We start from the raw sequence: 22,335 nt of genomic DNA, 5'->3' as shown, positions 1-22,335 counted from the left end.
AGTATTGCGGAATGCGAGGTCGATTGTTCCGCTATCCCACCTCCCGCAAGATGAAATCGTGCAGCATCTTGGCGGCCGGCGACAGCGCGCGGTTCTTGACCGTGATCAGGCTGTAGGGCCTCACCTCGATGTCGAACTCGGTCTGGACGACGTCGATGGCGCCGGCGAGACCGTCGGGGTTCTGGATGAATTTTGCCACCTGGATCGACACTGGGGCGATGGCATCGGACTGCGCCACCATGACCAGAGTCAGCAGCAGCGAGGAAGTGTTGAGGATGCGGTCCGGCAGCGCGATGTTGCGGTTCAAAAAGTTGCTTTCCATGGCCTGGCGCAGCGGCGAGCCGCCGGACTGGAAGACCCAGTCATAGGCGGCCGTATCTTCCAGCCGCACGGCCTTGCCATTGCTCAGCGGATGACCGCGGCGCACAATCAGGCAGGCCTTCTCGACGCCGATGACGCGCGATTCGAACAGCCGCGGATTGAGGTCGTCGGGGATGCGGGCGATGATGAAATCATGGCGGGTGGCAATCAGTTCGCGCGCCAAGACGTTCGACGTCTCGACCTGCATGGTGATCTCGATGCGCGGATAGAGGCGGCGGATTTCGCGGATCGCCGGCACCGCCAGTTCGATCGCCGGCGCCGTCACCGCGCCGAGGAACACCGAGCCGCCCTTGCCCGCCTTGAGTTCTGAAATCTCGCGGTCGGCCTCGCGCATTTCGAGCAGAATCGAACGCGCGCGCCGGGCCAGCGCCTTGCCGTAAGGGGTGAGCGTGATGCCGCGCGGCAGCCTTTCGCAGAGCTTGACCTGGAGCACCGCTTCCATCTCGGAAATCATGCGCGAGGCCGCCGGCTGCGAGATGTTCATCACCTGCGCCGCCGCACTCACCCGACCGTGATCGTCGAGTGCGGCGATCATGCGCATATGGCGCAGGCTCAAGCCACTGCGCAGAAGTGTTCCGCCATCGCCCGGCAATTCATCGTAACTGCCTGAAATTCCCTGAGGATTTGGCAACGTCGCCATGTTCTTGTCCGCTCCCAGCAATGTTCCGGCCCCTTTTAGTCATATACCGGTTTCGGTATAGCAACCACCGAAGATCGCATTTGACAGTTATGGCAAAGGGACACACCCTTCGCGCGTCCTCAAGACTTGACGGTCGATGACGAGCAAAATCGTATCGATTGAAATCAGGCGACTGAGGGCCGATTGGGAGGATACCGGAGATCGATATGACGGCGGCGGCGCTTTGGCGCATCCGCCCGACTGCGCGGCCCGCGAAGCCCCGAGGTGTCGCGTCCATCAACCAGGGAGAGTTTTACGTGAAAATCATCAAGACACTGGCCGCCGTCGCGGCCCTTGGCATTGCTGCCATGACCTACTCGGCGCACGCAGCCGACAAGGGTCTTGTCGGCGTGCTGATGCCGACCAAGACCTCGCAGCGCTGGATCAATGACGGTGACGCCGTCAAGTCCCAGCTCGAAGCTCTCGGCTACACGGTCGACCTGCAGTACGCGCAGGACGACATCCCCAACCAGCTCAGCCAGCTGGAAAACGAAATCACCAAAGGCCCGAAGGCGCTGATCATCGCCTCGATCGATGGCACCACGCTGTCGGATGCGCTGCAGAAGGCCGCTGACGCCGGCGTCGTCGTCGTCGCCTATGACCGCCTGATCAAGAAGACCGCCAATGTCGACTACTACACCACCTTCGACAATTTCGGCGTCGGCGTGATCCAGGCGAATTCGCTGGTCAAGGGCCTCAAGGAGCGCTTCCCGAACACCAAGCCGTGGAACGTCGAACTGTTCGGCGGCTCGCCGGACGACAACAACGCCTTCTTCTTCTACAACGGCGCCATCTCCGTCCTGCAGCCGCTGATCGATGACGGTTCGATCAAGATCAAGTCCGGCCAGACCGGCATGGACAAGGTCGGCACGCTGCGCTGGCTCGCGGCCACCGCCCAGGCCCGCATGGACAACCTTCTGTCGGCCAACTACTCGGACGGCAGCCGCGTCGATGGCGTTCTGTCGCCCTATGACGGCCTGTCGCGCGGCATCACCGCCTCGCTGCGCGCCGTCGGTTACGGCACCGACGCTCAGCCCTGGCCGATCGTGACCGGCCAGGATGCCGAGACCGCTTCGGTCAAGCTGATCATCACCGGTGAGCAGTACTCGACCGTGTTCAAGGATACCCGCGAACTGGCCAAGGCCACCGTCGAACTCGTCGACAAGGTGCTCTCGGGCGGCAAGCCGGACGGCCTCGACGAAAAGACCTACAACAACGACGTCAAGGTCGTTCCCTCGATCCTTTTGACGCCGCATGATGTCGACAAGTCGAACTACCAGGCGCTGGTCGTCGACTCCGGCTACATCAAGGCCGACGAACTGAAGTAAATTCGGTTGTAAAATCAGGGGTCCTGCGCAACGCAGGGCCCCTTTTCGTTCACCAGCGAGCCCGGTATTGTTACCGACCTCGCCGGCAGTGTTTGCCGACCTCTCAAGGAGCGGTAGTTCCCATGGCCTCGACGATTTTGGAGATGCGCGACATCACCAAGACGTTCCCCGGCGTGAAGGCGCTGTCGAACGTCAACCTCAGTGTCGAGGAAGGCGAGATCCATGCCGTGGTCGGCGAGAATGGCGCCGGCAAATCAACGCTGATGAAGGTTCTGTCGGGCGTCTATCCCGTAGGCACCTATGACGGCCAGATCATCTTCCAGGGCCAGGAATGCCATTTCAAGGGCATCCATGACAGCGAACACAGGGGCATCGTCATCATCCACCAGGAGCTTGCGCTGGTGCCGATGCTGTCGATCACCGAAAACATCTTCCTCGGCAACGAAAACGCCAAATACGGCGTCATCGACTGGGATGCCAACGAGGCGCGCACCGCCGCTTTGTTGAAGAAGGTGGGCCTCAATGAGGACCCCAAGACACTGATCACCGATATCGGCGTGGGCAAGCAGCAGCTGGTCGAAATCGCCAAGGCGCTGAGCAAGGACGTCAAGCTTCTGATCCTCGACGAGCCGACCGCGTCGCTGAGCGAGAAGGACAGCCAGGCGCTGCTCGACCTTTTGCTCGAATTCAAGCGGCAAGGCATGACCTCGATCCTGATCTCGCACAAGCTCAACGAGATCAACCGGGTCGCCGACAAGGTCACCGTCATCCGGGACGGCCGCACCATCGAGACGCTGGCCAAGAAGGACATCTCGGAAGACCGCATCATCACCTCGATGGTCGGCCGCTCGCTCGACGACCGCTACCCGCCGCGCGAGCCCAAGATCGGCGAAGTCGTGTTCGAGGTGAAGAACTGGTCGGTCTATCACCCGCTCCATGCCGAACGGCAAGTGATCAAGGGCATCGACATCAATGTGCGCAAGGGCGAGGTGGTCGGCATTGCCGGACTGATGGGCGCTGGCCGCACCGAATTCGCCATGAGCCTGTTCGGCCGCTCCTATGGCCGCCGTATCTCCGGCGAGGTGCTGCTCAAGGGCAAGCCGGTCGACGTCACCACGGTGAGCAAGGCTGTCCAGCACGGCATCGCCTACGTCACCGAGGACCGCAAGACCTACGGTCTCAACCTCATCGACCACATCAAGCACAACATCACGCTCGCCAATCTCGGCGGCGTGTCGCGCCACAGCGTGATCGATGATTTGCGCGAGCTTGCGGTCGCCAACGATTATCGCAAGAAGACCAACATCCGCGCTTCCAGCGTCTACCAGATGACGGGCAATCTTTCCGGCGGCAACCAGCAGAAGGTTGTGCTGTCGAAATGGCTGTTCGCCGATCCCGAGGTGCTGATCCTCGACGAGCCGACACGCGGCATCGATGTCGGCGCCAAATACGAAATCTACACGATCATCGCGCGCCTTGCCTCGGAGGGTAAGGCGATCGTGGTCATCTCGTCGGAAATGCCGGAATTGCTCGGCATCACCGACCGCATCTACGTCATGAACGAAGGGCGCATCGTCGGGGAAATGCCGGCGGCCGAAGCAAGCCAGGAAAAAATTATGCGCGCTATCGTTCGGGGAGAAGGAAAAGCAGCATGAGCACCGAGAGCGCCCCCGCCCCGCAGGGCAACGTCGTCGAAGAACAGCGTCCACGCATTGCCGTCTCGGCGCTGACGACGAATTTGCGCGAATACGGCCTGATCATCGCGCTGATCGTCATCATGCTGTTCTTCCAGTTCACCACCTCGGGAACGCTGTTCAAGCCGGTCAACCTCTCGAATCTGGTGCAGCAGAACTCCTTCATCATCGTGATGGCGCTGGGCATGCTGCTGGTGATCGTGTCCGGCTATATCGACCTCAGCGTCGGATCGGTGGCCGGTTTCATCGGCGCGCTGGCGGCCAACATGATGGTTATCTGGCAGCTCGGACCGCTCAGCAATCCGCTGGTGGTTTCGATCGTCTGCCTGATCGTCGGCGGCCTCATCGGCGCCGCGCAAGGCTACTGGATCGCCTACCACCGGATACCGAGCTTCATCGTGACGCTTGCCGGCATGCTGATCTTCCGTGGCATCTGCCAGGCGCTGCTCGGTGGTGGCTCCTCGGTCGGCCCGCTGCCGGACGACTTCAAGATGCTCAGCTCCGGCTTCATCCCAGACGTCATCGGCCCGCTGACGCTCGTCCCGCCGGTTGTGAACGCGGCCGGCAAGACCATCATGGGCAGCGGCGTGACGCTGCACATGACGACGGTCGTGCTGGGGCTGATCGCCGTGCTGGCCTATGCCTATTTCGGGGTGAGGACGCGGCGCAAGCGCGAACGCCACGGCTATGAAGCCGAACCCTTCACCCTGTTCGTCATCAAGACGCTGGTCGCCAGCGCGCTGGCGCTGTTCCTGGTCTATGAGTTCGCCAGCTACAGGGGCCTGCCGGTGGTGCTGCTGGTGATGGGCGTGCTGATCACGCTGTTCGTCTTCGTCACCAAGCGCATGACCATCGGCCGGCGCATCTACGCAATGGGCGGCAACCCCAAGGCGGCGCAGCTGTCGGGCATCAACACCGAGCGGCTGACGCTGATGGTGTTCATCAATATGGGCGTGCTGTCGGCGCTCGGCGGCCTGATCATCGCGGCGCGTCTTGGCCAGGCCGTGCCGGCCGCGGGCCTCGGCTCGGAGCTCGACGTCATCGCCGCCGTGTTCATCGGCGGCGCCTCGGCGATGGGCGGCGTCGGCCAGGTCATCGGCGCAGTGGTCGGCGGTTTCATCATGGGCGTGATGAACAACGGCATGTCGATTATGGGCGTCAATGTCGATTGGCAGCAGGTGGTCAAAGGCCTGGTGCTGCTCGGCGCCGTGATCTTCGACGTCTACAACAAGAACAAGGCCTGACCGGAGCAATTCCAGGAAAAGTGCATCGCGGTTTTCCGTCCGGAATTGCGTAGAAACAAAAGAACTGGGAGCGGGTTAGCTCAAACCTGAACCGCTCCCACGAGGCAAGCAGGAGGCATACGCTCGCGGCGCTGCCGGCAAGTTGTCGGCACAGAAGTCCCCCTGGGGATCAAGCCCGCGAGCGCAATCCGGACGAAGAGTTCAACCCGTGGCGCGGCGAGGTCCGAGCCGCGCAGGTCAAGGTTTGCCAAGACGCAACCGGGCCAAGGCACATGAGAGAGGGTTTCATCATGCTGATCTCCCAGATCCTCGACGACGCCGAGACCATCCGCGTCGTTGCCCGCAATGGCGGCGGCAAGACCAGGGTCATCAACGGCGCGCGCAGCGTCTATTCGCTGGCGATGGAAGCCGCCCGCACCGGCACCGGGCTGGCCGCGCTGATCGAGCGCAAGGGATACGGTGAAGCCGTCGACCTCGACGCTGTCTACAAGAAGGGCCGGCTGGTGTCGCCGATCAACCATCCCGATCCCGCGCATCTGCATCTGACGGGCACCGGGCTGACGCATCTGGGCTCTGCGGCAACGCGCGATTCCATGCACAAGAAACTCAGCGACGGCGGCGAGGAGCAGCTCACCGATTCCATGAAGATGTTCCGCATGGGGCTGGAGGGCGGCAAGCCGGCCAAGGGCCAGACCGGCGTGCAGCCGGAATGGTTCTACAAGGGCAACGGCACCATGGCGGTGGCGCCTGGTGCTGCGCTGATGTCGCCAGCCTTTGCGCAGGACGCCGGCGAGGAGCCGGAGATCGCCGGCATCTATGTCATCGGCGATGACGGCGCGCCCTTCCGCGTCGGCTTCACGCTGTCGAACGAGTTTTCCGACCACGTCACCGAGCGGGTGAACTACCTGTTCCTGGCGCATTCCAAGCTGCGCAACGCATCGTTCGGGCCGGAGATCCTGATCGGCGAACTGCCGGCCGACATCAGGGGCGCATCGCGCATCCTGCGTGATGGCAATCTTTTGTGGGAAAAGCCGTTCCTGTCGGGCGAAGCGAACATGTCGCACACCATCGCCAATCTCGAGCATCACCACTTCAAATACTCGGCCTTCCGCCAACCGGGCGACGTGCATGTGCACATGTTCGGCACGGCGACGCTGTCCTTCGCCGACGGCATCAGGACTGAGGCCGGCGACGTCTTCGAGATCGAAGCCGGGGATTTCGGCCTGCCGCTGCGCAACCCGCTGGAGATCGAGCAGCCGGTGAAGGTGGCGGTGAAGGCGTTGTAAACTGGGTGATCTCCCCCCTCGTGGGGGAGATGGCCGGCAGGCCAGAGGGGGGCGCTGTCCCGCCAGCGTTTCCGATCTAGCCAGCCCCTACCTTCGAACTTTTTTCTTAGCCTCGAAGAGGCCGCGTTCCTTCGCGCCCCCCTCTGCCCTGCCGGGCATCTCCCCCACGAGGGGGGAGATCAGCAGTTCCCGCGTCTCAATAAATATCGAAATCGAAATACTTCGCCTGGATCTTCTTGTACGTGCCGTCGGCAACAATCGCGTCGATCGCCGCGTTGAGCTTGTCGCGTAGCGCCGTGTCTTCCAGGCGCACGGCGATGCCAGCTTGCGTCTCCGTGCCCTTGACGTCGCCGACCAGCTTGCAGCAGCCGTCGCTCGCCTTCTTCAGCCAGTCCATCAGCACGAACTTGTCAGAGATGACCGCATCGAGACGGCCATTCTGCAGGTCGGTGATCGCCTCTTCCTGGGTCGGATACAGTTTTGCCTCCGCACCCGCCTTGCCATAGGCGTTCTGGGCGTAGTCGGCCTGGGTGGTCGAGGCCTGCGCGCCCACCGTCTTGCCGGCGAGGGCTGCCGGTTCGGTGGAGGTGAGCTCGCTGTCCTTCGGCGCCACCAGCGCCAGCGGCGTGGTGTAGTATTTGTTAGTGAAGGCGACCTGTTTCTTGCGCTCCTCGGTGATGCTCATCGACGCGATGATGGCGTCAAACTTCTTCGCCTGCAGGGCCGGGATGATACCGTCCCAGTCCTGGGTGACGATCTCGCACTCAACCTTCATTTGCGCGCACAGCGCATTGGCAATGTCGATGTCGAAGCCCTCGACCTTGCCGTCCGATGTAATGGTGTTGAAGGGCGGATAGGCGCCCTCGGTGCCGATCTTCAACTTCTCCTGCGCCTGCGCCATCGAACCGGCCGCGATCACCAGCACGGCGGCCGTTGCCGCCGAGACAATCCATTTTGAAATCTGCATGTTTGTTCCCCTTAAGCCGTTGTTTTTCCGGCAGCAGGGACAGCCAAGCATGGCAAGCCGACGCAGGCAAGTATTTTGCCCGCCTGTGATCGAGGGTCAGCCGGCGGTGCGGAAATGCTTGGAGAGCTTCAGGCCTTGCGCCTGATAGTTGGAGCCGAGGTCGGTGCCGTAGAGCGCCTGGGGCCGCTTGAGCATGTGTTCGTAGACCAGCCGGCCGACGATCTGGCCATGGTCGAGGATGAACGGCACTTCATGACTGCGCACTTCGAGCACCGCCCGGCTGCCGGTGCCGCCTGAGGCCGAATGGCCGAAGCCCGGATCGAAGAAGCCGGCATAGTGAACGCGGAATTCGCCGACCAGCGGATCGAACGGCGTCATTTCGGCGGCGTAGAGCGGCGGCACGTGCACCGCTTCGCGCGAGACCAGGATATAGAACTCGTCGGGATCGAGCACCAGTTCGCCGGCGCCGCTCTTGTAGAGCGGCTCCCAGAAGTCGACGGCGTCCTGCGCGGCGCGCTTGTCGACATCGACCAGGCCGGTGTGATGCTTGCCGCGATAGCCGACCAGGCCGTTCTGATCGCCGTCGAGATCGATCGACAGCGCAATGCCGCCGCCGGAAATGTTGGGCGGCTCGGTGGCGACCAGCATCTCGGCGCGGTGCAATTCGTTCAGCTCTGCCTCCGACAGCAAGGCATTGCCGGTGCGGAAGCGGATCTGCGACAGGCGCGAGCCGGCGCGTACGACGATCGGGAAGGTGCGCGGGCTGACTTCGAGATAGAGCGGCCCGTGATAGCCGGCGGCGATCTTGTCGAACTCGTGGCCGCGGTCGGTCATCACCCGGGTGAAGATATCGAGCCGCCCGGTCGAACTCTTCGGATTGGCCGAGGCGGAGACATTTGCAGGCAGCGCCAGGCTTTCGAGCAGCGGCACGATGTAGACGCAGCCGGTTTCCAGCACCGCGCCCTCGGAGAGACTAAACTCATGCAGTTTCAGCCGGTGAAGCTTGTCGGCCACCAGATGATCTGGACCTGGCAGGAACGAGGCGCGCACGCGAAAAGCCTTGTCGCCGAGCCTGAGATCGAGGCTCGCCGGCTGGACCTGATCGGAATCGAGCGCGCGCGGCGACTTCAACGCGCCGGATTGAAACAGCGCGGAAATGTCCTGATCGGGAAGAATGCCTGTCTGCCGCAAAGGCTGGCTCCGCTCGAAGGCCTCTATGTGGCAGGTTCTTGCCCGCAAAACCGCTGGACACTTTTGCGGAACCTGCCTTGGTACAAACCTCTTAATGAAGCCGGCAATTGACGCAAGCATGGCTGAGGTCTAAAGGGTCGTTATCCCGTGGTGATTTGGCCGGTCGGCTTGCAGCCACGTTAAACAAGTCGCTAAAGGACCGTCGGGCCGCAAGGCCGTATGGACCGGTTGCGACTTTCGCGGCCGGTTTTTTTGTGTCTGGAACAAAAGCGATGAGCACCAAGAAGCGTAACTGGAAGCCTCAGACCGCACTCGTGCACGGGGGAACGCTGCGTTCCCAGTTCGGCGAAACGTCGGAAGCGATGTACCTCACCCAGGGCTATGTCTATGAGACGGCGCAGGCCGCCGAAGCCCGTTTCAAGGGCGAAGAGCCCGGCTTCATCTATTCGCGCTACGCCAACCCGACCGTCGATATGTTCGAAAAGCGCATGTGCGCGCTGGAAGGCGCCGAAGATGCCCGCGCCACGGCGTCGGGCATGGCGGCGGTGACGGCGGCGCTGCTGTGCAGCGCCAAGGCCGGCGACCATATCGTTGCGGCGCGCGCGCTGTTCGGTTCCTGCCGCTGGGTGGTCGAGACGTTGGCGCCGAAATACGGCATCGAGGCGACACTGGTCGACGGCACAGACATCGCCAACTGGGAAAAGGCGGTCAGGCCGAACACAAAACTGTTCTTCCTGGAAAGCCCGACCAATCCGACGCTGGAAGTGGTGGACATATCAGCCGTCGCCTCGCTCGCCACCTCGATCGGCGCCAGGCTGATTGTCGACAACGTCTTTGCCACGCCCTTGCAGCAGAAGCCGTTGCAGCTCGGCGCCCATATCGTCGTCTATTCCGCAACCAAGCACATTGACGGCCAGGGACGGTGTCTCGGCGGCATCATCCTGTCGGACAAGAAGTGGATCGACGAGAATCTGCACGACTATTTCCGCCATACCGGGCCGAGCCTGTCGCCGTTCAACGCCTGGACGCTGCTGAAGGGCCTGGAGACACTGCCGGTGCGCGTGCGCCAGCAGACGGAAAGTGCCGGCAAGATCGCCGATTTCCTCGCCGGGCAGCCGCAGATCGCCCGCGTCATCTATCCCGGCCGCGCCGACCATCCGCAGGCCGATGTCGTCAAGAAGCAGATGACGGGCGGCTCGACGCTGATCTGCCTCGACGTCAAGGGCGGCAAGCAGGCGGCCTTCGCCTTGCAGAACGCGCTCGACATCGTGCTGATCTCCAACAATCTCGGCGACGCCAAAAGCCTGATCACCCATCCGGCGACGACGACGCACAAGAACCTCAGCGACGAGGCACGCGCCGAACTCGGCATCGGACCGGGAACGCTGAGACTGTCGGTCGGTCTGGAGGATACGGACGATCTGCTTGAGGACGTTGCGCAGGCACTGAAGGCGGCCAAATAGCGGAAAGCGGCAGACCGGGAACTACAGGCCCACTGCCTTGCGCAGGGCTTCGTTCATGCGCGTCTGCCAGCCATCGCCATCAGCTCTGAAGCGTTCGAGAACATCGGCGTCGAGACGCAACTGTATGGCGCGCTTTGGCCGTGCAAGCGGCGGCCGGCCAGCCTTGCGGCGCGAAACCGTATCGGTCAGTTGGGCATCCGGATCGGCCTCGGCGGCAGCCGTAATCGCTGCGTCTTCTTCGTCGGTCATCGCAGCGCGTGCCTTGCCGGCGAGCGCCAAAGCATCGGCACGCGACTGCCTTGGCGCAGTAGCCTCGCGGCGCACGATCGTCTTAGAGGTTTTCGACATAGTCCGTAATTTCCTGCCTTGTGGCCTTGCGTAGCGAAATAACGCGGATGGCGTGGCGTCGCTCGACATAAACCATCACATAGACGCTAACGTCGATCAGCCCGATGGCAACGAGACGATCCTCGCCAAAGTCCTCACTGTCATCGAGCCTGATAAGAGCATTGGCGAAATCGAAAGACGGAGCGATCGCAAAATCCACGCCGTGCTTGGCTCTGTTGGCCTTTGCCTTGTTCTCATCCCACTCGAACTGCATCGCGGCCAGCGCATTCCACAATTAATGTATACACAAAAATAGGGCAGTTCAATAATTTTTGTGTATACGATAATAGCCTCTGGAATCAAGCCGAACCGTCGCCTTCAGGCGCCCGACGAGGCCTCTTCCAGTTCCGTCATCGCCTTGGTGCGGATGGTCATGGCATTGCCGCGCCATTCGACCGCGCCGCCGAGCCAACCGCGCGACCAGATGGCGGGGAGCATCACATCGCGCACGATCATGGCGGTGACGATGCGCGGCGACAGATACCAGCCCTTGGCCCAGGCAAGCAGGCATTCCGGCACATAGGCAAAGGCCAGGACGCCCAAAGCTGTGCTGGGAAGGCTGACGCCGGCGCTTGCCGCCGCGACCAGCGCCAGCAGCAGCGGCACCGCGACGCCGGTCAGGATTTCGGGCGTGTAGAACAGCGGGAAGGTGACGCGGCGCAGCCGCGCCCAGCGCGTCTGGCGCGACCAGATCTCGGCAAAGGTACGCTGCCCGAGCGGCTGTTCGAAGGGCGAGGCAACGAGATTGACGCGCAGGCCGAGCCCATTGACCAGCTTGGTCGCGGCGGCATCTTCGGCGATCTCGGCGGCAAGCGCCTCGATGCCGCCATTGGCGTCGAGCATCGGCTTGTTCCACAGCATGCTCTTGCCCTGGGCAAAGCCGAGGCCCAGCGCCTCGCCGGTATATTGCCAGCGCGCCTGCAGCGTGTTGAGGAAGGCGCATTCGACCTCGGCCCAAAAACCATCCGGCCGCGAGCCGATCGGGGTCGAGCAGACAAGCCCGGTGTCCGGCCGCCAGGCCGCCATCAGATGCTGGACATAGTCGACAGGCATCAGCACGTTGGAATCGGCCAGGATGACCCAATTGTGCTGCGCCGCCTGCCAGCCCTTGACGCAGTTGTTGAGCTTGGGGTTGGCGCTGACCCGGTCATCGCCGATGAGGAGCTGCGCCGGGATCTCGGGATGGCCGGCGATCGCGGCGTTGATGAGCTTGACCACCGGGTCTTCGGCATGGGCGACGCAGAAGATCAGCTCATAGCGCGGCCAGTCGAGCGAGAAGGCGCGGGCAAGCGTCTCCTGCGTGAACGGCTCGACACCGCGCGAGGGCACGACGATCGAGACCGGCGGCGCCTTTCTGGCCGGCGGCGCAATCGGGCGCGGCCGCCTCAGGCTGAGCGAGGCGAGCACAATGCTGGCGAGATTGGAGAGAAGCAGGAGTGTCGAAAGCAGCGCTGCTATGACTGTCAGTTCCATCGAGATCTGGTCACTCCGGGAAAAAGCGGCCAGGAATGGGCCGTTTTCAACAGTTCGACAGAGCGCTGAGTCGCCCGACATGGTTTCATGCACACCACCATTGTCGTGTGTCACTTAAATGACATTGTTGTTCGGCACCTGCGCATGAGGCCTAATGCGGGCGTACGGCAAGAGCGCCGACAGGTCCGTTGGTGTCGTTTGGAGCAGCCTATGTACCGCGCCGTCACGCGCAACATCGAAGTGCAGGTCAGACCGTTCTACCTGGAGGATCGCTCGGATCCCCAGGAGAACCGCTATGTCTGGGGCTACCAGGTGACGATCGACAACCAGTCGGACGAGTTCGTGCAGCTTATGTCACGCTATTGGCACATCACCGACGGCACAGGCCGGGTCGAGGAAGTGCGCGGCGCCGGCGTCGTCGGCGATCAGCCCGAGCTCAATCCCGGCGACAGCTATCAATACACGTCCGGCTGCCCGCTATCGACGCCGTCGGGCATCATGGTCGGTCACTACACCATGCGCAACAAAAAGGGCGAGACGTTCGACATCGCTATTCCCGCGTTTTCGCTGGATCTGCCGGGGACGCGGCGAACGGTGAATTAGCTCTTTCTCCCCGTCACTATACGGGGAGAAATGTCCGGCAGGGCAATGAGGGGCGGCGCCGGCTTTTGAGATTGATTTCGTGAACATACATCGCGGCGAAATACGCGCGGCCATTCACTGATGGTCGCGCCGCCCCTCATCCGCCCTTCGGGCACCTTCTCCCAGTGGAACGGGGAGAAGGAAAAGGCGTCACTGCTTCGCAAATTCCGCCGGGTCGAAGTCGTACTGCTTCGAGCAGAACTCGCAGGCGACGTGGATGCCGCCATCCTCGGTCGAGTCCTTGATCTCCTGCGCCGAGAAGCCTTCAAGGATGCCGCGGATCTTGTCGCGCGAGCAGGAGCACTGATCCGCGACCGGCACGCCACCGAAGACGCGCACGCCATGTTCGTGGAACAGCCGGTAGAGCAGCCGTTCGGCGCCGATGGTCGGGTCGATCAGTTCGGTCGGCTCGATGGTGCCGAGCAGCGCCACCAGCTCACGCCACGAATTGTCGGCCGGCTCCTGCGTCACATCGCGCGGATCGCCGTCGCCGCCTGAGATATCAGGCACGCGCATGCGCTCGGGCGACTGCGGCAGAAACTGCGCCAGGATGCCGCCGGCCCGCCACTGTTCGCGCGCGCCGCCGGGACCCGGCGTCAGCAGCTTGGCCACCGACAGCCTGAGGTCAGTCGGGATCTGTTCCGACTGGCGGAAGTACGTGCGCGCGGCGTCTTCCAGCGTCTCGCCGTCGAGCTGGACGATGCCCTGATAGCGCTGCGTGTGCGCGCCCTGGTCGATGGTCAACGCCAGCACGCCGCTGCCCAGCAGCGTCTGCTGCGAGGTCTCGCCAGCGGCCACCAAGGCTTCCAGCCGGTCGGCGTCGAAGCGGGCATAGGCGCGCAATGCCGAGGGCGTGGAGAAATCCGCGACAAGCATGTCGACCGGCCCGTCGGTGCGGGTCTGCAGGATGAACTTGCCCTCGAACTTCAACGAGGTGCCGAGCAGCACCGTCAGCACACAGGCTTCCGCGAGCAGGCGGGCAACCGGCTCGGGATAGTCGTGGCGGCTGAGGATGGCGTCGAGCATCGGCCCGAGCTGCACAGTGCGGCCGCGCACGTCGAGCGGGCCGACCTCGAACGGCACGACGTGATCGTCGCCGGCATAGCCGAACTCGCCGAGTTTGGGGTGATGTTCAGTCACTTGATGCGTTTCCAACATGACAAAGCTCCAGGGCGCGGCCATGCGGCCCGGAGGGGTGCATGCGTCCAAACGCGCTTGATTTGCGTGATGCGGCGCAGATAGGCATCACGCCGCCCCAGATCAAGCGCCCAAGCACGTCAGGCACCAAGACACTTCAAGCCCCAAGACACCAGGCGAGCACGGCCTTCTGGGCGTGGAGCCGGTTCTCGGCCTCGTCGAAGACCACCGAATGCGGCCCGTCGATGACCTCGTCGGTCACCTCCTCGCCGCGATGCGCCGGCAGGCAGTGCATGAACAGGGCGTCGGGCTTGGCCCGCGCCATCAGCGCCGCATTGACCTGATAGGGTGAGAAGACATTGTGGCCGCGGGCGCGGTGTTCCTGGCCCATCGACACCCAGCAATCGGTGACGATGCAATCGACTTGGTCGACGGCTTCCTCGGGCGAGCGGGTGAAATGCAGCTTACCGCCATTGGTCTTCGACCAGTCGATATGCTTCTGCGCCGGCTCGCTGCCTTCCGGAACCGCGACATTGAGGTTGAAGCGGAAGCGCGCCGAGGCTTCGAGCAGCGAATGCAGCACATTGTTGCCGTCGCCGGTCCAGGCGATGGTCTTGCCGGCTACCGGACCCCGATGCTCCTCGAAGGTCATGATGTCGGCCATCAGCTGGCAGGGATGGGTGTCATCGGTCAGCCCGTTGATGACCGGGATGGTGGCGTTCTCGGTCAGTTCGAGCAGCCGTTCATGCGAGGTCGTGCGGATCATGATGGCGTCGACATAACGCGACAGCACCTTGGCCGTGTCGGCGATGGTCTCGGAGCGGCCGAGCTGCATCTCGGTGCCGGTCAGCATGATGGTCTCGCCGCCGAGTTGGCGCATGCCGACGTCGAAGGACACGCGCGTGCGCGTCGACGGCTTGTCGAAGATCATCGCCAGCACCTTGCCTTCGAGCGGCCTGGTGCGCTCGCCGGCCTTGAGGCGCGCCTTGCGCACCACCGCATCGTCCAGCATGAACCGCAGATCGCCTTCAGAAACGGCGGAAAGATCGGTGAAATGGCGAAGTGACATCAGGAATGGTTCCGGGGTTACTTCGCGGCGGCCGCGGTGATGGCGTCGGCCAGGCCCTTGGCGCCGGCGCGGATGCGGTCGAGCGCCTCGCCGATTTCGGTGTCGGTGACGGTGAGCGGCGGCAGCAGGCGAATGACGTTGTCGCCGGCCGGCACCGCCAGCAGATGCTGGTCGCGCAGCGCCATGTTGACCTTGGTGTTGGGCATCACGCATTTCAGGCCGAGCATCAGGCCGGTGCCCCTGATGCCTTCGATGACATCGGGAAATTCGTCGGCGACGGCCGCCAGGCCCTGCTTCATCAGCAATGCCTTGCGCTGGACGTCTTCGAGGAAACCGTCTTCCAGCACGACGTCGAGCACGGCATTGCCGACCGCCATCGCCAGCGGATTGCCGCCGAAGGTGGTTCCATGCACGCCTGCCGTCATGCCGACGACAGCTTCGTCGGTGGCCAGGCACGCGCCCATCGGGAAACCGCCGCCAATGCCCTTGGCGATTGCCATGATATCGGGCGTCACGCCGGTCCATTCATGCGCGAACAGCTTGCCGGTGCGGCCGATGCCGCACTGGACCTCGTCGAAGATCAACAGCAGGCCGTGCTGGTCGCAGAGCTGCCGCAGCCGCTTCAGCGATTGCACCGGCACCGGGCGGATGCCGCCCTCGCCCTGCACCGGCTCGATGAGGATCGCGGCGGTCTCTGGTGTGATCGCCTTCTCGGCGGCGTCGATATCGTCGAAGCCGACCTGGTCGAAACCTTCGACCTTGGGCCCAAAACCTTCGAGATATTTGTACTGGCCGCCGGCGGCGATGGTCGCCAGCGTGCGGCCATGGAAGGCGCCCTCGAAGGTGATGACGCGGAAGCGCTCGGGGTGGCCCTTGACGAACTGGTAGCGCCGCGCCGTCTTGATCGCGCATTCCAGCGCCTCGGCGCCGGAATTGGTGAAGAACACCTTGTCGGCAAAGGTGGCCTCGACCAGCCGCTCGCCCAACCGGGTCTGAGCCGGAATTTCGTAGAGATTGGAGACGTGCCAAAGCTTGGCCGCCTGTTCGGTCAGCGCCGCGACCAGATGCGGATGGCTGTGGCCCAACGAATTGACCGCGATGCCGCCAGCAAAATCGAGATATCGCTCGCCCTTGTCGGTAACCAGCCAAGTGCCTTCGCCATGGTCGAAGGCCAGGGGTGCGCGAGCAAAGGTCTCGTAAAGCGCCGAACCGCTCATTATATGCGTCTCCGGTACCGGAAAATCAAAAAAGCCGCCAAAGCGGCGGCCTTGTGCGGCTTATCGTGTTTTTCGGCCATGAAGTCAACGAAAACGTCGTGCAGAGGCGCGCGGCAAGCTCCCGACGAGACGCCGGCTCATAAGCGACCGGGCAAGTTGGGGAAAACCGAAAAAACCGATTCGTGTTGCACTTGGGACTCTTGTCACCGAGTCAACACATGAGGTAATTGTAGTCGGGAAATAACTAGATTTCGTGCGGCGGACCTAATCACCTAATATATGTGGTGTCTGCCCCGGCAAAGGTTGCCGGGTCGGGAATGGATTCCGGCTGCCGCACGCTTAGCAGGAGCGCGGTCTCATGAACTGGACTGACGAGCGGGTCGAACTTCTCAGAAAACTGTGGTCGGAGGGTTTGAGCGCAAGCCAGATCGCCGCCCAACTTGGCGGGGTCAGCCGCAACGCCGTCATCGGCAAGGTGCATCGGCTGAAACTGTCGGGCCGCGGACGCTCGACCGCAACGCCGGCGCGCCAGAAGAAAACGGCGCAGGGATCTTCCATCCAGAAGTCGGTGTCGCGCGCCGCAACCACGCAGCGCCACGTCACCACCTCGATCGGGGCAACCGCGCTGCAGACGCAGTTCGATGCCGAGCCGGTGGCTCGCCACTACATCCGCCCGGTCGAAAACGTTGTCGTGCCGATCTCGCGGCATCTGCAGCTCACCGACCTCACCGAGCGCACCTGCAAATGGCCGAATGGCGATCCGCTGTCGGAAGACTTCAACTTCTGCGGCAATGAGGCGGCCGAAACCGGACCTTACTGCAAGTACCACGCAAGGGTCGCGTTCCAGCCGGCTTCGGAGCGGCGCAGGAGCCGGTGAGCGAATAGCGAATAGCGAATAGCGAATAGCGAATAGAAACGGCTTGGCTTCCGTGACAGGGAGCAAGCCGTTTTTGCTATTCGCTATTCGCTTCTTTCACAGCCAGCCATTCTTGCGAAACCGCCAATACAAAAACGAGCAGATACAGGCGATCGAGAGCAATACGATGGGATAGCCATATTCCATCTTCAGTTCCGGCATGTCATCGAAATTCATGCCGTAGATGCCGGCGAAGGCTGTCGGCACCGCCAGGATGGCGGCCCATGATGCGAGCTTCTTGGAGATTGCTGTTTCCTGGCTCTGGCCGACCAGCAGACTGGCTTCGAAAGCGAAGGCAAGAACCTCGCGCAGGCTGTCGATCTTTTCCTGCACGGTGCGGATGTGGTCGGTGACATCGCGAAACAGCGGATGCATGGCGGTATGGATCTGCGGCAGGTCGGCGCTGGTCAGCCTGCGGCAGACCTCAACCAGCGGCAGTGCGGCATTGCGCAGGCGCAGCAGATCGCGGCGCAGCATGTAGAGCCGTTCGATGTCCGGCCCGGTCATCGGCTTCAGCAGAACCCTGTCCTCGATCGCCTCGACCTCGTCCTCGATTTGCTCGAGCACCGGCATGTAATTGTCGACGATGAAGTCGAGAATGGCATAGAGGACGAAATCCTCGCCCTTGGCCAGCGAATGCGGGCAGCTTTCCCAGTGCTGACGGACGGCGGCATAGGAGGTCGAGGGACCATGCCTGACGCTGACGATATAGCCTGAGCCGACAAACAGATGGGTTTCGCCGAAGGTGACGCGGCCGTCGATCAGCTGGGCGGTGCGGGCGACGATGAACAGGGCATCGCCATATTGCTCGATCTTGGGCCGCTGGTGCGGATGCTCGGCGTCTTCGATCGCCAGTTCATGCAGATGGAACTGTGCCTTGACGCGCAGCAACAGCTCGCGATCGGGTTCGAGCAGCCCGATCCAGACGACATGGCCCGATTTCCTCGCCCATTCGCCAGCCTCTTCGATCGGAATGTCTGCTATGCGCTTGCCGGCGGTGTAGACGCTCGAGGCGATGATGCCGGACGATGCCGGCACCGGCTTGAACTCTCGGACATATTCCATCGCAGCCTCCGGACGCAGAACCTTCAATAGGCCTGAGAAGCTTAACGCTGCGGTAGTTTAGCGCAATATGATTAAGCGTTCGAGGGGCGCGCGATCACTTCACCGGCAGCGGCGCCGGAAGGGCAACCTTGTCGGTCTTGTCGCCTTTCGGCCGCTCGGCCGGCATCTGATCGCCGGTGACGATGTAATAGATGGTCTCGGCAATGTTGGTGGCATGGTCGCCGATGCGCTCGATGTTCTTGGCGCAGAACAAGAGATGCGTGCAAGGCGTGATGTTGCGCGGATCTTCCATCATATAGGTCAGGAGCTCGCGAAACAGCGAGGTGTACATGGCGTCGATCTGGTCATCGCGATCGCGCACAAAGCCTATCCTGTCGACCGAGCGCGAGGCATAGACATCGAGCACTTCCTTGAGCTGGGTCAGCGCCAGCTCGGCCAGCGCCTCGAGGCCGCGAAACAGGCTGGTCGGCTGGCGGCCGTCGATGACGCTCACCACTCGCTTGGCGACATTCTTGCCGAGGTCGCCGATTCGTTCGAGGTCGGCGGAAATACGGATCGCGCCGACAATTTCGCGCAGATCCGTCGCCATCGGCTGGCGCTTGGCGATGATGACGATGGCCTTGTCGTCGATTTCGCGTTGGCCCTCATCAAGGACAATGTCGTCACGGATGACCTTCTGGGCGAGGCCGGGATCGGCATTGACCAGCGCCTGGATCGCCTGCTCGACCATGCGCTCGGCGTGACCGCCCATCGCAGCGATGCGCTTCGACAGGTATTTCAGCTCTTCGTCATAGGCGCTGACAATGTGAACGGACTGCATGGACGAAATGCCTTCCTGAATCCTTGGCCTGGAATCCTTGGCCTTTTGAGTCGTTTCCTCGAATCCTGTGCTGATACGCTAGCCGGATGACAGAAAGAAGAAACAGGCAGTTAGCAAATAGTACTGCCTCAGCGCGTCGGCAAATGGACCGTGAACGCCGCGCCCTTGCCAACTTCCGACTTGATCGAAAGTCTGGCGTTGTGACGCGTCAGGATGTGCTTGACGATGGACAGGCCGAGGCCGGTGCCTTTCTGGGTGCGGCTGCTCTCGACATCGATGCGGTAGAAGCGCTCGGTAATGCGCGGAATGTGCTCTTCGGGAATGCCTGGACCGTAGTCCCTGATGGTGACGTCGATGCCCGGTTCGGGACCGGCCTCACCGCGGGCGATCGACACCGTGACGCGTCCACCCGGCTGACCGTATTTGCAGGCGTTTTCCAACAGGTTCTCGAACACCTGGAACAGCTCGTCGCGGTCTCCGGGCACGTCGAGCGGCCCTTCGGCATAGTCGCGCTCGATGACGACGCTGTTCTCCCTGGCGAGCGGCCCGAGCGAGTCGATGACGCTGTCGATGGCCTGGCGCAGATCGACCTCGGTTCCCGGCTTCAGATAGGGCTTCATTTCCAGCCGCGACAGCGACAGCAGATCGTCGATCAGACGCGCCATGCGGCCGGTCTGGTTCTGCATGATCTGCAGGAACTGCTCGCGCGCCGCCGGATCGTTGCGGGCCGGGCCACGCAACGTCTCGATGAAGCCCGAGATCGAGGCAAGCGGGGTGCGCAACTCATGGCTGGCATTGGCGATGAAGTCGGCGCGCATGCGGTCGATGCGGCGCGTCTCGCTCTGGTCCTTGAACACCAGCACAAAGAGATCTGTGGCGTGGCCGACCGAGGACGCACTGACCCGGTAGGCCCGTTCGACCGGCAGTTTCTCGGTGTAGTCGACGGCATCCGAGGCGACCGTTCCCGACAGCACGCTGTCCAGCAGTGCCTGCATCTCAGGGGCGCGGAATTTCAACGACAGCGACAGGCCGGGCGCGATCCCGCCAAAGGCGGCAAAAGCGGCTGCATTGGCATGGACGATGGTGGCGGTGCGGTCGAAGATGATCAGCGGATCGGCAACGGCCGCCGCAAGATATTCGCCCGAAAGCCGCTGCAGCCCGCTCGCCTCGATCGCGGCAATGCTTTCAATGTACCGGCTGGCGCCGCCGGTCGGCAGCATGGCTGCGGCCAACAGCACAGCGCAGGCGAGCAGAGCGACATAGACGGACATGCCGGCGTAGCCATAGACGGCCGCAACGGCCACGATGCCGGCAGCGAGCAGCCAGCGGCTGTTCCACAGTCGCGCCTTTAGCGCCTGCGCCGTGGTCATCCGCTCTGCGCTGGTGTCAGCCATTCGCGCGTTCCGTGCCTTTGCGCCGGTCAGCCGAAACTTCCGCTGGACCAGCTTTCAGGCCCCCCATAGCATGAGTCCGCAAGCTGGAAAGGTTCGTCTCGATGAAAAAACCCAAGGAAAATCCTGCCGCAGAGCCGGCAAAAGGCCCTCTGAAGATCAGGATCGACGGCAAGGAGCGGGAGTTCGACATCGAAAACCCCGAGCTTCCGGATTGGATCGAGAACCACAAGCTGACCGCCGGCGGCTATCCCTACGACAAGAAAATGAAGGGCGAGGAGTATGACGAGACGCTTGAGCGGCTGCAGATCGAACTGGTCAAGGCGCAGGCATGGCTGCAGGCGACCGGCAAGCGGGTGATGTCGCTGTTCGAAGGGCGCGATGCCGCCGGCAAGGGCGGCACCATCTTCGTGCTGCGCCAGTATCTCAACCCTCGAACCGCGCGCAATGTCGCGCTGACCAAGCCGACGCCGACCGAAGTGGGGCAGTGGTACTTCCAGCGCTATGTCGCGCATTTCCCGACATCGGGCGAATTCGTGACCTTCGACCGCTCCTGGTACAATCGCGGTGGTGTCGAGCCGGTGATGGGCTTCTGCACGCCGGAGCAGCACGAGAAATTTCTCGACGAGACGCCGCATTTCGAGCGGATGATCTCCAACGAGGGCATCTATTTCTTCAAATTCTGGCTCAACATCGGCCGCGAAACCCAGCTCGAACGTTTCCACGACCGCCGCTGGTCTCCGCTGAAGAACTGGAAGTTCTCGCCGATCGACATTGCCGGTATCAGCAAATGGGACGACTACACCAAGGCCCGCGACCAGATGGTCGAACGCACGCACAAGGAATTTGCGCCCTGGATCATCGTGCGGGCGAACGACAAGCGGCGCGCACGGCTGGCCGTCATGCGGCGCATCCTGTTGTCGCTGCCCTATGACGGGCGCGATCTCGAAGCCATCGGCAAGCAAGACAAGAAGATCATCGGCGAAGGGCCGTCATTCCTGGAGAAGTAGTAGAGACTGGCCTGGAGAAGTAGAGACTGGCCTCGATAGGCAGAGGCTGAAATTACAGAGCCCACCCCGATGTCGGGGCGGGCTCTGTTGCCTTGTCTAGGCCGCCAGGCGGGCGATCCGCTGCCTCAGCGTGGTGTCGTCCTGCAGCGCCTGCTGGAACAGCGTGATCTCATCATCGATGCGGTCGCACAAAACGTCCGTATCGCCCTATGAGCGCTTTTGCAAAAGTGCGGCACCCAGCTTTTGGCCAGCTGCCTCGCTTTGCCTTCTCCGATCTCACGACGCCTGCCGCATGCCGAGCATGTCGGGCGTTCCTCTGGCCAGCACCGGGGCGTGATGGTTGCGGCGCGAGCGCACGACATCGAGCGTATGTTGGTTGAAGGTCAGCAAGGTGGCGACGACCTGCTGGGTGCCATAGCTGTGCTGATAACCGAGCGGCGTCGCCAGGAAGTGCAACTGCAGCGTCCGCAGCACCCACACCGGCTCGACCTCGATAATGACCTGATTGATATTGCGTGCAAGGCCCCATTCGACGAAGCCGGCGATCAGCTCGGTTCCGACCGTAGACACCCCGCGCTTGCCATCGCGAAAGCCTGGCGCCACCGCGTAGCGGGTGAGCTCCCAGACATTCGGCCCCGAAGGGCGGTTGCCCTCGCAGAGTTCCGGCATCACATCGCTCAGCAGATGCGGCCGTGTGGTCGGCAGCATGCGCAGATAGCCGGCAAGCTCGCCATTGCGGATGATGAGGTGATGTTCGGCCTCATCATGGTCGAACTGATCGATTTCGAGGCCATCCGGGCGGGCGAGATCGGTCCACTGCATCTCCTCGACGAAGACTTTGTAACGCAAGCGATGGACCGCCTCCCACAGGTCGGGTCGCTCCATCAGTTGTTGAGTGGTAAGGGTAAATAGCACTAGCCGTCTCCTTGGCTTAAGAGGAAGATACGGCCGGGCTTTCCCGAAAAAATTGCGCGA

At 62.5% G+C, this 22,335-nt stretch carries 21 protein-coding genes, 1 pseudogene and 1 riboswitch; of the genes and pseudogenes, 8 read left to right on the top strand and 14 right to left on the bottom strand.

Annotation, left to right across the window (positions count from 1 at the left end):
• Positions 1 to 31 precede the first annotated feature (31 nt).
• Entirely contained in the window at positions 32 to 1,021 is a 990-nt protein-coding gene (locus AC1DYJ_RS02100) for a LysR family transcriptional regulator (RefSeq protein ID WP_477279543.1), read from the bottom strand.
• Between the two features lie 296 nt (positions 1,022 to 1,317).
• Here AC1DYJ_RS02100 and chvE point away from each other — a divergent pair, with 296 nt between their 5' ends.
• From chvE to araD1, 4 genes are all read left to right on the top strand, one after another.
• Positions 1,318 to 2,388, top strand: a complete 1,071-nt coding sequence (gene chvE / locus AC1DYJ_RS02095; protein WP_023688685.1) for a multiple monosaccharide ABC transporter substrate-binding protein — start codon at positions 1,318 to 1,320, stop codon at positions 2,386 to 2,388.
• 122 nt (positions 2,389 to 2,510) lie between these two features.
• Complete coding sequence (mmsA, locus tag AC1DYJ_RS02090; RefSeq protein ID WP_477279541.1) at positions 2,511 to 4,043, top strand: multiple monosaccharide ABC transporter ATP-binding protein; 1,533 nt, start codon at positions 2,511 to 2,513, stop codon at positions 4,041 to 4,043.
• Positions 4,040 to 5,326, top strand: a complete 1,287-nt coding sequence (gene mmsB / locus AC1DYJ_RS02085; RefSeq protein ID WP_477279539.1) for a multiple monosaccharide ABC transporter permease — start codon at positions 4,040 to 4,042, stop codon at positions 5,324 to 5,326. Before mmsA ends, mmsB begins: the two co-directional genes overlap by 4 nt.
• A gap of 290 nt (positions 5,327 to 5,616) precedes the next feature.
• Positions 5,617 to 6,612: an AraD1 family protein gene (gene araD1, locus AC1DYJ_RS02080; protein ID WP_477280196.1), complete on the top strand. Its 996-nt coding sequence runs from the start codon at positions 5,617 to 5,619 to the stop codon at positions 6,610 to 6,612.
• A gap of 196 nt (positions 6,613 to 6,808) precedes the next feature.
• Here araD1 and AC1DYJ_RS02075 read toward each other — a convergent pair whose 3' ends face one another.
• Positions 6,809 to 7,579: an ABC transporter substrate-binding protein gene (locus AC1DYJ_RS02075; RefSeq protein ID WP_477279538.1), complete on the bottom strand. Its 771-nt coding sequence runs from the start codon at positions 7,577 to 7,579 to the stop codon at positions 6,809 to 6,811.
• A 96-nt stretch (positions 7,580 to 7,675) separates the two neighbouring features.
• The gene (locus tag AC1DYJ_RS02070) at positions 7,676 to 8,770 is read right to left on the bottom strand and encodes a 2'-deoxycytidine 5'-triphosphate deaminase (RefSeq protein WP_477279536.1); all 1,095 of its coding nucleotides are present in this window, start codon (positions 8,768 to 8,770) and stop codon (positions 7,676 to 7,678) included.
• A 137-nt stretch (positions 8,771 to 8,907) separates the two neighbouring features.
• A riboswitch (SAM riboswitch) is annotated at positions 8,908 to 8,985 on the top strand.
• Between the two features lie 57 nt (positions 8,986 to 9,042).
• Between AC1DYJ_RS02070 and AC1DYJ_RS02065 the strand changes: the two genes are divergently transcribed.
• Positions 9,043 to 10,233, top strand: a complete 1,191-nt coding sequence (locus tag AC1DYJ_RS02065; protein ID WP_477279534.1) for an O-succinylhomoserine sulfhydrylase — start codon at positions 9,043 to 9,045, stop codon at positions 10,231 to 10,233.
• Between the two features lie 21 nt (positions 10,234 to 10,254).
• On the opposite strand, the gene AC1DYJ_RS02060 is transcribed toward AC1DYJ_RS02065, so the two are convergent.
• From AC1DYJ_RS02060 to AC1DYJ_RS02050, 3 genes are all read right to left on the bottom strand, one after another.
• Positions 10,255 to 10,581 (bottom strand): BrnA antitoxin family protein, encoded by a 327-nt coding sequence (locus AC1DYJ_RS02060; RefSeq protein ID WP_477279532.1) that lies wholly within the window; start codon positions 10,579 to 10,581, stop codon positions 10,255 to 10,257.
• Positions 10,565 to 10,855 (bottom strand): BrnT family toxin, encoded by a 291-nt coding sequence (locus AC1DYJ_RS02055; RefSeq protein WP_477279530.1) that lies wholly within the window; start codon positions 10,853 to 10,855, stop codon positions 10,565 to 10,567. Before AC1DYJ_RS02055 ends, AC1DYJ_RS02060 begins: the two co-directional genes overlap by 17 nt.
• Positions 10,856 to 10,938: 83 nt before the next feature.
• Positions 10,939 to 12,093, bottom strand: a complete 1,155-nt coding sequence (locus tag AC1DYJ_RS02050) for a ceramide glucosyltransferase (RefSeq protein ID WP_477279528.1) — start codon at positions 12,091 to 12,093, stop codon at positions 10,939 to 10,941.
• A 210-nt stretch (positions 12,094 to 12,303) separates the two neighbouring features.
• On the opposite strand from AC1DYJ_RS02050, the gene apaG reads away from it, so the two are divergent.
• Positions 12,304 to 12,696, top strand: a complete 393-nt coding sequence (gene apaG, locus AC1DYJ_RS02045) for a Co2+/Mg2+ efflux protein ApaG (protein WP_477279526.1) — start codon at positions 12,304 to 12,306, stop codon at positions 12,694 to 12,696.
• Positions 12,697 to 12,885: 189 nt separating this feature from the next.
• Here the strand turns inward: apaG and AC1DYJ_RS02040 are convergent, their stop codons facing one another.
• From AC1DYJ_RS02040 to AC1DYJ_RS02030, 3 genes are all read right to left on the bottom strand, one after another.
• Positions 12,886 to 13,917, bottom strand: a complete 1,032-nt coding sequence (locus AC1DYJ_RS02040) for an Hsp33 family molecular chaperone (protein ID WP_477279524.1) — start codon at positions 13,915 to 13,917, stop codon at positions 12,886 to 12,888.
• A gap of 112 nt (positions 13,918 to 14,029) precedes the next feature.
• Positions 14,030 to 14,941: an ornithine carbamoyltransferase gene (gene argF, locus AC1DYJ_RS02035; RefSeq protein WP_352587336.1), complete on the bottom strand. Its 912-nt coding sequence runs from the start codon at positions 14,939 to 14,941 to the stop codon at positions 14,030 to 14,032.
• Positions 14,942 to 14,958: 17 nt separating this feature from the next.
• Positions 14,959 to 16,158 carry an acetylornithine transaminase gene (locus tag AC1DYJ_RS02030; protein WP_477279522.1) on the bottom strand — a complete coding sequence of 400 codons (1,200 nt, stop codon included), beginning with the start codon at positions 16,156 to 16,158 and terminating at the stop codon, positions 14,959 to 14,961.
• A gap of 358 nt (positions 16,159 to 16,516) precedes the next feature.
• On the opposite strand from AC1DYJ_RS02030, the gene AC1DYJ_RS02025 reads away from it, so the two are divergent.
• On the top strand, positions 16,517 to 17,035 hold the full coding sequence (locus AC1DYJ_RS02025; RefSeq protein WP_477233711.1) for a GcrA family cell cycle regulator: 519 nt from the start codon (positions 16,517 to 16,519) through the stop codon (positions 17,033 to 17,035).
• Between the two features lie 96 nt (positions 17,036 to 17,131).
• On the opposite strand, the gene AC1DYJ_RS02020 is transcribed toward AC1DYJ_RS02025, so the two are convergent.
• The 3 genes from AC1DYJ_RS02020 to AC1DYJ_RS02010 form a co-directional block, all read right to left on the bottom strand.
• Positions 17,132 to 18,139 (bottom strand): magnesium and cobalt transport protein CorA, encoded by a 1,008-nt coding sequence (locus tag AC1DYJ_RS02020; RefSeq protein WP_477279520.1) that lies wholly within the window; start codon positions 18,137 to 18,139, stop codon positions 17,132 to 17,134.
• A 94-nt stretch (positions 18,140 to 18,233) separates the two neighbouring features.
• Positions 18,234 to 18,959, bottom strand: a complete 726-nt coding sequence (phoU, locus tag AC1DYJ_RS02015; protein ID WP_477279518.1) for a phosphate signaling complex protein PhoU — start codon at positions 18,957 to 18,959, stop codon at positions 18,234 to 18,236.
• 128 nt (positions 18,960 to 19,087) lie between these two features.
• On the bottom strand, positions 19,088 to 20,353 hold the full coding sequence (locus tag AC1DYJ_RS02010; protein WP_477279516.1) for an ATP-binding protein: 1,266 nt from the start codon (positions 20,351 to 20,353) through the stop codon (positions 19,088 to 19,090).
• Between the two features lie 101 nt (positions 20,354 to 20,454).
• Here AC1DYJ_RS02010 and ppk2 point away from each other — a divergent pair, with 101 nt between their 5' ends.
• Positions 20,455 to 21,360 (top strand): polyphosphate kinase 2, encoded by a 906-nt coding sequence (gene ppk2 / locus AC1DYJ_RS02005; RefSeq protein WP_477279514.1) that lies wholly within the window; start codon positions 20,455 to 20,457, stop codon positions 21,358 to 21,360.
• Between the two features lie 96 nt (positions 21,361 to 21,456).
• Here the strand turns inward: ppk2 and AC1DYJ_RS02000 are convergent.
• Together AC1DYJ_RS02000 and AC1DYJ_RS01995 are read right to left on the bottom strand one after the other, a co-directional pair.
• Positions 21,457 to 21,567 (bottom strand): annotated as a pseudogene (locus tag AC1DYJ_RS02000) (enoyl-CoA hydratase-related protein); the annotation flags it as partial.
• A 69-nt stretch (positions 21,568 to 21,636) separates the two neighbouring features.
• Positions 21,637 to 22,245: an acyl-homoserine-lactone synthase gene (locus AC1DYJ_RS01995; protein ID WP_477280195.1), complete on the bottom strand. Its 609-nt coding sequence runs from the start codon at positions 22,243 to 22,245 to the stop codon at positions 21,637 to 21,639.
• Positions 22,246 to 22,335 lie beyond the last annotated feature (90 nt).

It is taken from the genome of Mesorhizobium sp. P2_B11, from assembly GCF_056404855.1.
Note: the sequence above shows the minus strand (reverse complement) of the source record. Positions and strands in the feature narration are given on the sequence as shown.